The sequence below is a fragment of the Solidesulfovibrio fructosivorans JJ] genome, assembly GCF_000179555.1.
GTDB lineage: Bacteria > Desulfobacterota > Desulfovibrionia > Desulfovibrionales > Desulfovibrionaceae > Solidesulfovibrio > Solidesulfovibrio fructosivorans.
In genome coordinates this window covers 50,050-61,595 of sequence record NZ_AECZ01000022.1, presented here as the reverse complement: position 1 = coordinate 61,595, position 11,546 = coordinate 50,050, and the positions used below count along the sequence as shown (strand labels likewise).

Below are 11,546 nucleotides of genomic sequence, written 5' to 3'. Positions count from 1 at the left end.
TCTTTATTCGCCCCGAAGGGGCGACGGCGTGGGGGGCGGAATTTTCCCTGACGCGCCTGCCGCGTAGCGGCGGCATCGTCAGGAAAAATTCCGGCCCCTCCCCAAACCTCCGCCCAACCGCCAGCCAACCCAGCATCCGCTCGGCCAAAGCCGAATCGGGGGGACCGGGGGGCCCGTGGCCTCCCGGCGGGGGCACGGGGGCAGAGCCCCCGCCGCTTTCGCTTACGCCGGCTTATTGCTGTGGAAGTGGGGCACTTCGGTGTCCCAGTTCTGGGTGACGGGGCGGCCGTGTTTGTAGCGGAAATCGCACAGCGCGTCGCCCTGGGCCAGGGTGTGTTTGCGTTCGAGGCCTGTTCCCTGGGCGCGAGAGGCCAGGAAGTCGTTGAGGCAGAAGTAGGGGGCGACTTCGGCCACGCCCTGGGCTTTGAAATAGAGGACCGCGCCGCACTGGGTGTAGTCGTAGCCGAGGTCGAAGGTCTTGCCGTCGCCTGGGATGGCCTTGCCGACCCAGTCGCCGGGGTATTGGCGTTTCTGGCTGGCGGCGGCCCATTCCTTGAGCGACGCGAAGTAGGCGGGCGAGAAAAGCGCCGCGCCCATGGCCTTGGCTTTTTGGGGCGGCACGGCGGTCCAGTCGGCGGCGTCGAGATCGTAGAGGAGGCGGCCGGCGTCCTTGGCGGGCATGCCTTTTTCGCCCATGGCCTGGGTCAGCGCCGTGAGCCAGCCGGCCATGATGAGAAAGGGCTGGTTGCGGTTGGTCGTGCCGCCGATTTCCGGCATGCCGGGGAGCAGGCGTTCGTAGCGGCGCTCGGCGTCAGCGGTGATGGCTTTGGCCGTGGGCGCGGCAATGCGGGCGGCAAGCCAGTGTTCGGCCCCGGCGCACACGCCCCGGAAATCCGCCAGCAGCTTTTCGCGGTTGGCGACGTAGAAATTCGGCTTGGCCGTGACGGCGGCCAAGGCCCGCCAGGGGAACAGGCAGGCGCATGCGCCGACAAGCCCGGCGCGCAGGAGATGACGTCTGGTGAAACCTTGCTGCATCATGGCATCTCCCAATACTTCGGAGTCCCGTCTCTCGTGACTACATTGCCCTCGTTAAAAGTTCTTGAAGGGGGCGCGCGGGGGGAAACTTCTTTCAAGAAGTTTCCCCCCGCGTTCATTCTTTAATCTTTCGTCTTCATTTCACCCAACAGCGCCGCGCGCAGGGTCTCGTCCAGGCCCGGGTGGGGGAAGACGAGGGCTTCGCATTGGGCGCGGGTCCAGCTCTGGGCCACGATGGCCGTGGCCAGGGTGCCCATGGCGGACGCGCCGTGCCCCACGGCGGTGAGACCCGCCACCTTGCCGTCCTTCCAGGTGACGCGGGCGAACCCGGCCGTGTCGGCGTAGGCCTGGGCCATGGGGTTGGCCACGAAGGGGGCTTCGGAAACCGTGTCGCCGGGCTGTGCGATCGCTCCCACGCGCATGATTTCGGGGGCGCCGTAGTAGCAGCCGGGGATGGGGCCGGGCGCGTAGGGGCCGGACTCGAGTCCGGCGGCGTGGCGGGCGGCGTAGGTTCCCTGGCTGGAGGCGGCGTGGGCCAGCAGCACCCGGCCGTTGCAGTCGCCCACGGCATAGATGCCGGGCGCGGTTTGCAGGGTCTCGTCGGTGGCGATAAACGCCCGGTTGGGCGAGGGATTGGCGAAGGTCGCGCCAAGCTCCGCCAGCCCCGGCACGGCGGTGGGCGCGAAACGTCCGATGGCCACCAGTGCCTTGGCGGCGGTGACGACCTCGCCGCCGGCGAGGGTCATGCGGGCCAGGCCGTCCTCGTCCGTGACCAGGCTTTCCACCTTCACCCCGGCCCGGGCGTCGATACCGTTGCGGCGCATGACCTGGGCCACGACCTTGGACACGTCCGGGTCCTCGGCCGGGGCCAGACGCGGGGCCGCGTCGACCAGGGTCACCTTGGTGCCGAGCCGGTGGTAGATTTCGGAAATCTCGATGCCGATAGCCCCACCGCCGATGATGATGAGGCTTTCCGGGGCTTCGGTGAAATCGAGCACCGGGGCCACGCCGAGCACGGCCTTGCCGTCGGGCTTGACGCCGGGAAAGGCGGCGGCGCGGGAGCCGAGGGCCAGGATCAGCGCGTCGAAGGGGATGTCTTCGGTTTTGCCGCCGGCGGCCACATGGGCGACGTTTTGCTCGAGGCCGGCGAGGTTGCCGGTCACAAGGCGCACTCCGGCCGCTTCCAGGCGTTTGGCCATGGCCGAGTGGGTGGCGGAAAGGAGTTTTTTCTTCTTGGCCTGGATGGCGGCCAGATCCGGCCGGACCTCGCCGGCCACCAGCTTTTGTTTGGCCTGATCGGCCAGGGCGGCCACGGCCTGGGTCGTGGCCAGCAGATGCTTGGTCGGGATGCAGCCCCAGTTGAGGCAGGTGCCGCCGAGCTTGCCGCGTTCGACCAGGGTCACGGCCAGCCCGGCCGCCGCGCCGGTCAGGGCGGCGTCGTAGCCGCCGGGGCCGGCACCGACCACGACAAGGCGTTTGGCTTGGCTAGAGGTCATCGGTGATCTCCATGGCCCGGGCGGCGTAGGTCTCGTCCAAACGTCCCACGGGCAGCGTGGTGGGGCAGGCCCGCACCGCTTCGGGGTATGTCTCGGCCAGGGCCAGGATGTCGCACAGATCGGCCACGAAGGCGTCGAGGGTGTCCTTGCTCTCAGTCTCGGTCGGCTCGATCATGAGCGCTTCCTTGATGATGAGCGGAAAGTAGATGGTCGGCGCGTGGTAGCCTTTATCCAGCAGGGCCTTGGCGATATCCAGGGCGCGCACGTTTTTCTCGGCCGCGAGTCTGGCCGCCGAGGCCACGAACTCGTGCATGCAGGTGCGGTCGTAGGGCACCTCGATGGCGTCGGCCAGGCGCTTGCGCAGATAGTTGGCGGCCAGCACCGCCGCTTCCGACACCCGCGTCAGCCCCTCGCGCCCCAGGCGCAGGATGTAGGCGTAGGCCCTTAGCACGATGCCGAAATTGCCGTAGAACGGGGCCACGTAGCCGATGGATTTGGGATGGTCGTAGCTGAGGGAATAGCGGCCGGCCTCGTCGCGTTCCACCCGGGAGATGGGCAGGTAGGGAATGAGGCGCTGCGACACGCCGACCGGGCCCGAGCCCGGGCCGCCGCCGCCGTGGGGCGTGGCAAAGGTCTTGTGCAGGTTCAGGTGCACCACGTCGAAACCGGCGTCGCCCACCCGCAGCTTGCCGAGAATGGCGTTGAGGTTGGCCCCGTCGTAGTAGAGCAGCGCGTCCACCTTGCGGCAAAGGGCCACGATCTCCGGCAGATGGCGCTCGAAAAGCCCGAGCGTGTTGGGCACGGTCATCATGACGCCGGCCGTCTCGTCGTCGATGGCCGCGGCCAGGGCCTCGGGGTCGATGATGCCGTCCTTCGAGGCGATGGAGACCACCTCGAAGCCGGCGATGTGGGCCGAGGCGGGGTTGGTGCCGTGGGCCGAGTCCGGGCAGATAATCTTGGTCTTCTTGTTGCCTTTGTCGGCGTGGTAGGCCGCGATCATGAGCGCCCCGGTCAGCTCGCCGTGGGCCCCGGCCATGGGGTGCAGGGTGAAGGCGGCCATGCCCGTGATCTCGCACAAGAAGCGCTCCATCTCGTACATGACCTCGAGGGCGCCCGCGGTCATGTCGCCGCCGCCGGGCAACTGGGGCGTCAGCGGATGGAGCCGGGCGAAGCCGGGCAGGGCGGCCACTTCCTCGGTGAACTTGGGGTTGTACTTCATGGTGCACGACCCCAGGGGATAGAAGTTGCCGTCCACACCGTAGTTCTTGCGGGAAAGCTCGGTGAAGTGACGCACCACGTCGAGTTCGGAGAGCGAGGGCAGCCGGGGCGAACCTTCGCGCAAGAGCCCGCCGGGCAGAAAGTCGATGGGTTCGGTCTTGGGCTTTTCCGGCCACACGCCTTCCCGTCCGGGGCGGGACTTGGAAAACACGGTGCTCATAGGATTTTCCCCAACCGCCTGGCCAGACGGTCGATTTCGGAACGCTCGTGCGTTTCTGTGCAGCAGATAAGGAGCGCGTTCCCCAGCCCCTTGTAGTAGCGGCCCAGCGGAAAGCCCGGGATGATGCCGTCGTCCATGAGCTTTCTGGCCGCGAGCTTGGCGCTCACCGGTAGCAGGGCGGCGAACTCGTTGCCGAAAGGAGCGTCGTTTAAAAGCCGCACGCCGGGAATGGCCGCGAGCTTCATGGCGGCGTAGTGGGCGTTTTCGATGGAAAGCGCCGCCTGCCGCGTAAGTCCCTCCTCGCCGGTCAGGCAGAGGTTTATGAGCGCGCGCAGGGCGCAAAGGGCCTGGTTGGAGCAGATGTTGGAGGTGGCCTTCTGCCGCCGGATGTGCTGCTCGCGGGCTTGCAGGGTCAAAACGTAGCCGGTGCGACCGGCGGCGTCCTTGGTGCGGCCGGCGATGCGGCCGGGCATCTGGCGCACCAGCGACTTCTTGCAGGTCATGATGCCGAGGTACGGGCCGCCGAAGGAAAGCGGCAGACCCAGGCTCTGCCCCTCGGCCGTGGCGATGTCCGCGCCCATGGCCCCGGGGGTTTTGAGCACCGTCTGGAGCACCGGGTAGCAGGACATGATGGACACGGCCCCGGCCGCCGCCGCCTTGGCGAAAAGCTCGGTGAAGTCCTGGACCTGGCCGAAGAAGTTGGGGTTTTGCACCACAACCGCCGCGGTTTGCTCGTCGATGGCCTCGGTCAGCCCGTCCATGTCGTCGCAGCCGTCCTTGTGGGGCACGGTGACCAGCTCGAGATGGAGGTTCTTGGTGTAGGTGGCCAGCACGATGCGGTAGATGGGGTTCACCGTCTCGCTGACCACGGCTTTTTTGCGCTTGGTGTGGCGCACGGCCATCATCAGCGCCTCGTAAAGCGCCGTGCCGCCGTCGTAGCCCCCGGCATTGGCGCATTCCATGCCGAGAAGCCTCGTGACGGCGGTCTGGTATTCGAAGATGGCCTGCAACGTGCCTTGGGAGGCTTCGGGCTGGTAGGGGGTGTAGGCGGTATAGAATTCGCCGCGCGAAAGGAGCAGGTCCGAGGCGGCGGGAACGTAGTGGTCGTAAAAGCCGCCGCCGAGGAAGCTCGTCATGTCGATCCGGTTCTTGGCGGCCAGACCTTCCATGGTCGCGCGCACGGCCATTTCCGTCCCGCCCCGGGGCAGGTCGAACCGTTTGGGCCGAAGCGACGGCGGAATCTCGGCGAAAAGCTCGGCAACGTCGCGGGCGCCGACAACCGCCAGCATTTCCCGGACTTCTTCGGGCGTATGGGGGACGTAGGGCATGTCCTTCTCCCGCGATCAGTGCTCGGCCTTGGAAATTTCCTCGTACTCCTCGGGCGAAAGCAGGTCCGCCGGCTCGGCTGACAGGCGCACCCGGAGCATCCAGCCCTCGCCGAAGGGATCGGCGTTGATCTTTTCCGGATTCGATTCGAGCTCCGCGTTGACCTCGATGACTTCACCGGAGACCGGGCAATAAAGCTCGCTGGCCGCCTTGACGGATTCCACGGAACCCATCTCCTGGCCGGCTTCGAGTGTGGCGCCCACTTCCGGCAGCTCCACATACGTGATGTCGCCGAGCTGTTCCTGGGCGAAGTCGGTGATGCCGATCACCGCGATTTCGTCCTCGACCCGTACCCACTCGTGGGTCTTGGTGTAGAGTAGGTCCTTTAACATGGCGCGTGTCCCTCCATGGCGTGTGCAGCTTGGCCCGCCGCAACAAGGATTGCGGGCAGGCTCCGAATACCCCTTTGCGCAGCCTGGGGCAAGACGTGGGGCCGTTCGGCGCGGTTGCCTCACCGAACAATCGTCGTTGCCGACACCGGTTGCACTGACGACGCTTTCGCGGTAACACGGTTGACGCGGTCAATTGCACGAATGGTCCGCTATGGAGTCTTGAGTGCCCGGTAATTATGCTGCTGCGCCGCTTTTGGCCGCCAATTCGACCCCGCCGGACTGGTGCGGCAACCGGCTGCATCTTTCCATCGCCGGTCACGATTTCGATTTGCGTCGTGACCAGGATATGGACGCGTTGTGGGAATCCCTGGGCCAGGACGGTTTCGGCGCGGACGAGCGCATGCCGTACTGGGCCGAGATATGGCCGGCGAGCCTGCTTTTGACCGCCTGGCTGGCGGTGCGGCAAGGCGATGTCGCTGGCCGGCGCTGCCTGGACCTCGGCTGCGGCATGGGGCTGTCGGCCCTGGCCGGGGCGGCTGTCGGTGGCCACGTCGTGGCCGTGGATTACGAGGAGGCCGCCGTTGCCCATGCCGCCCGAAACGCCGGGCAAAACGGGCTGCGCCTGGACCTGGCCGTCATGGACTGGCGGCGGCCCTGCTTCGCGGCGGGGCGCTTCGAGCGGATCTGGGGCAGCGATATTTTGTACGAAGCCCGGTTTTACGCGCCCCTGGTGACGCTTTTCCGGGAGATGCTGGCTCCGGGCGGCCGCATCTGGCTGTCCCAGCCCTGGCGGCAGGTGTCGGAACCGGTGTGGGAGCGGCTTTCCGCCGACGGCTTCACCGTCGTCAAGGCGCACGAGGAATCGGTGTCCTTTTCCACGTACCGCTCCACGGTGAGCCTTTACGAGATTAGTCTGTAAAAGGGGGAGGCACATGGGCCAGACGATCCGCTTCGGCGTGTCGCTTAATTCCGAGCTGCTCGAGAAATTCGACGCGCTTTGCGACGAGAAAAGCTATCAGACCCGTTCCGAAGCCATTCGCGACCTGATCCGGGGCGTTTTGGTCCAGAAGGAATGGGAACAGACCGACAAGGAAGTGGCCGGCGTCCTGACCCTGGTCTACGACCACCATACGTCCGACCTCGCCCAGCGGCTCATCGAGATCCAGCACGAGGACCCCGAAGTGATCCTTTGCACCATGCACGTGCACATCGACCACCACAACTGCCTGGAAGCCCTGGCGCTCAAAGGTCCCGGCGAGGCTGTGCAAAAGCTCTCCCAGCGCCTCATCTCCACCCGGGGCGTCAAATATGGCAAGCTCACCCTGGCCACCACCGGCCAGGAGATCGTTTAGAAGAGGCCAGGAGGGGCGTTTCCCCTCCCGGACTCTCCCTATCGGGGAATAATTCCCCCCGAACCCCCTTTCATAGGGAGATGTTCCTTCCACTTTACAGTGCCGTCGCGGCACAGTATTGACGCTTCCCCGTCCCTTTAATTTTTTCAGGAGGGTCCGGGGGGCCTTCGGCCTCCCGGCGGGGTGCAGGGGCGTTGCCCCTGCCGGAAGGGTCCAGGGGAGGCAGCGCCTTCCCTGAACGCCGGAGGCATGATCCATGCGCGATGTACAGAGCGGACCGCCGGATGTGGCTATTGCCGTGGACCGGGTCGGCATAAAGGATTTCAAGCTGCCCCTGGTGGTGCGCGACCGGGCCAAGGGCCGTCAGCACACCGTGGCCGATGTCGAGCTGTCGGTCGATTTGCCGGCGCGGTTCAAGGGAACGCACATGAGCCGGTTCGTCGAGGCGCTTTCGGGCTTTGCCGGCGAGCTGGACCTTGTGTCCTTCCGCACCCTGCTTACGGACGTGCGCTCGCGGCTGGAGGCGGAAAACGCCCATCTGACCCTGCGCTTCCCGTATTTTCTGGCCAAGGCCTCGCCGGCGTCCGGGGCGATTTCGCTCATGGATTACGCCTGCCAGTTGTCCGGGGAATTCGTGGGCGACAAGTTTCGCCAGACGCTGACCGTGTCCGTGCCGGTGATGACGGTGTGCCCCTGTTCCCTGGCCATCTCCGACCAGGGGGCGCACAGCCAGCGGGCGCTGGTGACGCTGCGCTGCCGGTTTTCCGGGTTCGTGTGGCTGGAAGAGCTGATCGAACTGGCCGAAGCGGCCGGGTCCTCGCCGGTCTACGCGCTTTTAAAGCGCGAGGACGAAAAGCACGTCACCGAGCAGGCCTTCGCCAACCCGACCTTTGTCGAGGACGTGGCTAGGCGGGCTGCCAGCGCCCTGGCCGCGCATCCCAAGGTCACCTGGTACCAGGTGGAAGTGGAGAGCTTCGAATCCATCCACAACCACAGCGCGTTTGCCGGCATCGAGGGCGTGAACGCGCCTGGAAACGGGGCATAAGGCCTCTTTCCCTGGAATAGGTTTCCTTGTAGTGCTCGCGTCCCCGGCTCCCTTGGTCCAAAAGACGGCTCCGGCACCCTGATCCGCCCTGGTTTGGGCTTGGAAAAGTGTGATTTCGGCAGGAATCGTGGCATAAAGCGCTCTTTGTGTCCTGGATGGCCTTGCCGGGCGAGGGGGGCGCGGGTATTGGTAACCGCATGGCGTCCTCCGGTTTGCCCACCACCGAATGCGAGCGGATTTTGCAGTTCGCCCCGGTGTCCATCATGACCGTGGACGCCGCGGGGGGCATCCTCTTCGTCAACGACTGGCATCTGGCCAATTTCGCCATGGGCAAGCGCGGCCGGGAATTCTTTCTCGGCAGGAAGCTGCAGGAGCTGCCCGGCATCGTGTCCGCCGGCATTGTCGAGGACATCAGGGCCGTGTTGGCCGGAAAGCCCATCCATCTGGAAGGCGTCTACACCGACGAGTGCAGCGGCGGCCAGTCGGCCTATCAGAACATCCGGGGCATCCCCATTTTCGACGCCGGCGCGGTGACCGGGGCCATCTTCATCCGCGAGGACGTGACCAAGCTCGTCATGGCCCAGCACCTGCTTACGGAGAACCAGGCCATCTTCAAGGCGCTTTTAAACGCCACCCATGATTCCATCATCCTGTCCGACCTCGACGGCTACATCCTCGTGCTCAACGAGGAGGCGGCCCGACGGCGCGGCCATCCCGCCGACGCCCTGGTCGGCACCAGCTTGTACAAGTTCATGGCCGGCTCCCTGGCCGAGGAGCGCCGCCAGCACCTGAAGGAGGCGGCCGAGAAGGGTACGCTCGTTTCTTACGAAGAGCGCCAGGAAGATCGGTATTACCTGGTGAGCCTGTGCCCCATCGCCGACGACCACGGCCGGGTGATCTTTATGGCCAGCTATTCCCGCGACATCACGACGCTCAAGGAGACCGAGGCGCAGTTGCGCCGGGAACGGGAACTGGCGTTTTCCGCCAGCCAGGCCAAGTCGCAGTTTCTCGGCAACATCACCCACGAGTTGCGCACGCCTTTAAACGGCATCATGGGCGCGACCCAGCTGGCCCAGCAGGGCGGCGGCGAGGAAGAGGAACAGGCCGAGCTGTGGGACATCGTCGCGGATTCCGGCCAACGGCTTCTGGCCATCGTCAACAACGTGCTGGAGCTGGCCGACATCGACGCGGCGGCCATCGAGCCGGTGCTTTCGAGCTGCGACGTGCGGGAACTCATGAAGAACCTGGCCCGGAGCTACTCCGTGCGGGCCAAGGTCAAGGACATCGATTTCGTTGCGCGCATCGATCCCCGTATCCCGCGACGGCTGGTCGGCGACGTGTTCAGGCTGCGCCAGATCCTGTCCAACCTGGCCGACAACGCGCTCAAGTGCACCCAAAAAGGGTGCATCGACATCCGGGCGAAGCTGATCACCACCAGCCGCCTGCCGTTTAGTCCCAACTACCGCAACCTGCTTTTCATGGTCCGCGATACCGGCATCGGCATCGCCAAGAACTTGCAAGACAGGATTTTCGAGGACTTCGAGCTGGCCGAGCACTACCTGACCAAGCGGGTGAGCGGGGCCGGGCTCGGGCTTTCCATCGCGCGTCATCTGGTGGAGATGCTCGGCGGGCGGATCTGGGTCAAAAGCGCGCCCGGCCGGGGCAGTACGTTTTATTTCACCATCCCCTTCGCCCTGCCGGATTACGAGTGCCGGGACGCGTCTGTTGTCTACGCCAGCGAGGACGCGGTGTTCCATCCGGGCGACTACACCGTGCTCCTGGTCGAGGACGAGCGCATCAACCGGCTGACCACCGGCCGCACGCTCACCCGGCTCGGCTACAAGGTGCTGGAGGCGGCCAACGGCCAGGAGGCCCTGGCGACGTTGGCCAGGGACAAGGCCGACATCATTCTCATGGACGTCCAGATGCCGGTCATGGACGGTATCGAATGCGCCCACCACATCCGAAACGGCGAGGTGCCGGGGCTGGTCAAACGCATCCCCATCGTGGCGCTCACCGCCTACGCCAGCGAAAAGGACCGGGAACGGTTCCTGCGCCTGGGCATGAACGACTACCTGGCCAAGCCGCATACCATCGAACAACTCGGCGAAGTGCTGGAAGCCAATTTGAAGCGGGAACCGGAGGGGGAAGGGTAGGGAAGAATGTGCGAGAGGGGAACCCTTTTTGAAAAAAGGGTTCCCCTCTCGCGCTCTCCCCTCCCAAAAACTTTTAACGGTGACAAGCTGTTATCGTTAGAAGTCTTTTGAAAGGGGGGCTGGGGGGGACTTTTCGCCAGAAAAGTTTCCCCCCAGGTGGCTTCTCTCCTCTATTTTGCCCTCGACGGCGGTTGGTGCAGGAAGAAGGTGCCTTCGGAGCGCAGGATGTCGGCGTTGCAGGGCGAGACGGCGGCCTTAAGTTCCGCTTCCGAGTTGCCGAATACATAGTTAGTAAGCGTGTAGAGGAGCCTGCCCCGGGCCAGGAACGTCTGGCGCACGAGCTGGTAGCGCACGGCCCCCGTTTCGTCGGCCACATTGCGCAGGTAGATGGCGTCGTAGGTCCGCCGGCCCTGCAACAGCGACGGCCGGCACATGACGTTGTAGCCTTTGAGCTTGTCCGCGACGTAGGCCTTGACCAGTTCGCAATTGGCGAAGTCCGAGGCGGTGGGCAGAAATTCCTCGGGGCGCTCGCTGACGCACACGTAGAAGCTGCATTCCCCGTTTTCCGCCGTGACCGAGGTCAGGCACGACGGCGTTTGCTCGGCCGTGACTTCCCAGCCCCGGGGCGGCACGAAACTGAAGAGGTACTTCTTGTCGACGTAGCGCTTGAGCTGTTGTTGTTCGTTGCATCCCCAAAGCGGGGCCAGACAGGCGCAAAGCAGGCAGGCGGAAGCGAAAAGGCGCATGCCCCGGGCTGTAGCACGCCCCACCGCGCTCCGGCAACCGGCCGGTCTTGCCAAGGGCCCCGGGCTGCTTTATCGTAGGAACAATCAGGAAACGGTTTTTTCGGAGGCAGGCCATGACAGACGCCATATCCGCCGCCCAATCGGCTCTCGGGGCCATGTCCACGTCCATGGCGGTCACGGCCAACAACGTGGCCAACGTCAATACCGACGGCTACAAGTCCCAGGATGCCCGCTTGTCCACGGGCCCGGACGGCCAGGGAACGCAGGTGTCCTCCATCGTCGAGGATACTTCCGCCGGCGCTCTTCGTGCGGAAACCGTTGCCGCCGAAAACCAGGCCGGCGCGTACGAGCCCCAAATGGACATGGTGGAAATGAGCAACGTCGACCTGGTCCGTCAAAACGTCAACATGATCCAGGATTCGCGCGCCTTCGAGGCCAATGTGGCCGTCATCCGCACCGCCGACGAAATGGCCGGCACGCTCCTCGACCTGCGCGTGTAGGCCGGTTGGCCGCGACGGGCGGCCTTTTGTCCTTTCCCGGCTCCCCGCCGCGTTTTCCCT

The 11,546-nt window shown here is 65.3% G+C and carries 11 protein-coding genes; 5 read left to right on the top strand and 6 right to left on the bottom strand.

The annotated features are described in order from the left end of the window. Positions 1–222: 222 nt before the first annotated feature. From DESFRDRAFT_RS14795 to gcvH, 5 genes are all read right to left on the bottom strand, one after another. Positions 223–1,038, bottom strand: a complete 816-nt coding sequence (locus DESFRDRAFT_RS14795; RefSeq protein WP_005995213.1) for an L-2-amino-thiazoline-4-carboxylic acid hydrolase — start codon at positions 1,036–1,038, stop codon at positions 223–225. Between the two features lie 119 nt (positions 1,039–1,157). After that, a complete protein-coding gene (locus tag DESFRDRAFT_RS14790; RefSeq protein ID WP_005995212.1) occupies positions 1,158–2,531 on the bottom strand; it encodes an FAD-dependent oxidoreductase in 1,374 nt (457 codons plus the stop codon). Continuing rightward, the gene (gene gcvPB, locus DESFRDRAFT_RS14785) at positions 2,521–3,969 is read right to left on the bottom strand and encodes an aminomethyl-transferring glycine dehydrogenase subunit GcvPB (protein WP_005995210.1); all 1,449 of its coding nucleotides are present in this window, start codon (positions 3,967–3,969) and stop codon (positions 2,521–2,523) included. Before gcvPB ends, DESFRDRAFT_RS14790 begins: the two co-directional genes overlap by 11 nt. Next, complete coding sequence (gene gcvPA / locus DESFRDRAFT_RS14780; RefSeq protein WP_005995209.1) at positions 3,966–5,297, bottom strand: aminomethyl-transferring glycine dehydrogenase subunit GcvPA; 1,332 nt, start codon at positions 5,295–5,297, stop codon at positions 3,966–3,968. Before gcvPA ends, gcvPB begins: the two co-directional genes overlap by 4 nt. Before the next feature lie 15 nt (positions 5,298–5,312). Then, the gene (gcvH, locus tag DESFRDRAFT_RS14775; RefSeq protein ID WP_005995208.1) at positions 5,313–5,687 is read right to left on the bottom strand and encodes a glycine cleavage system protein GcvH; all 375 of its coding nucleotides are present in this window, start codon (positions 5,685–5,687) and stop codon (positions 5,313–5,315) included. A 223-nt stretch (positions 5,688–5,910) separates the two neighbouring features. Between gcvH and DESFRDRAFT_RS14770 the strand changes: the two genes are divergently transcribed. The 4 genes from DESFRDRAFT_RS14770 to DESFRDRAFT_RS14755 all read left to right on the top strand — a co-directional run bounded on the left by DESFRDRAFT_RS14770 (position 5,911) and on the right by DESFRDRAFT_RS14755 (position 10,240). After that, a complete protein-coding gene (locus DESFRDRAFT_RS14770; protein ID WP_005995207.1) occupies positions 5,911–6,606 on the top strand; it encodes a class I SAM-dependent methyltransferase in 696 nt (231 codons plus the stop codon). Between the two features lie 13 nt (positions 6,607–6,619). Beyond that, complete coding sequence (gene nikR / locus DESFRDRAFT_RS14765; protein WP_005995206.1) at positions 6,620–7,039, top strand: nickel-responsive transcriptional regulator NikR; 420 nt, start codon at positions 6,620–6,622, stop codon at positions 7,037–7,039. Positions 7,040–7,295: 256 nt separating this feature from the next. Further along, positions 7,296–8,084: a GTP cyclohydrolase FolE2 gene (gene folE2, locus DESFRDRAFT_RS14760; protein ID WP_005995205.1), complete on the top strand. Its 789-nt coding sequence runs from the start codon at positions 7,296–7,298 to the stop codon at positions 8,082–8,084. 212 nt (positions 8,085–8,296) lie between these two features. Then, positions 8,297–10,240: a PAS domain-containing sensor histidine kinase gene (locus DESFRDRAFT_RS14755; protein WP_233489621.1), complete on the top strand. Its 1,944-nt coding sequence runs from the start codon at positions 8,297–8,299 to the stop codon at positions 10,238–10,240. 170 nt (positions 10,241–10,410) lie between these two features. On the opposite strand, the gene DESFRDRAFT_RS14750 is transcribed toward DESFRDRAFT_RS14755, so the two are convergent. Next, positions 10,411–11,010: a hypothetical protein gene (locus tag DESFRDRAFT_RS14750; protein WP_233489620.1), complete on the bottom strand. Its 600-nt coding sequence runs from the start codon at positions 11,008–11,010 to the stop codon at positions 10,411–10,413. A gap of 89 nt (positions 11,011–11,099) precedes the next feature. Between DESFRDRAFT_RS14750 and DESFRDRAFT_RS14745 the strand changes: the two genes are divergently transcribed. After that, positions 11,100–11,486 carry a flagellar basal body rod protein FlgC gene (locus DESFRDRAFT_RS14745; RefSeq protein WP_005995201.1) on the top strand — a complete coding sequence of 129 codons (387 nt, stop codon included), beginning with the start codon at positions 11,100–11,102 and terminating at the stop codon, positions 11,484–11,486. Positions 11,487–11,546 lie beyond the last annotated feature (60 nt).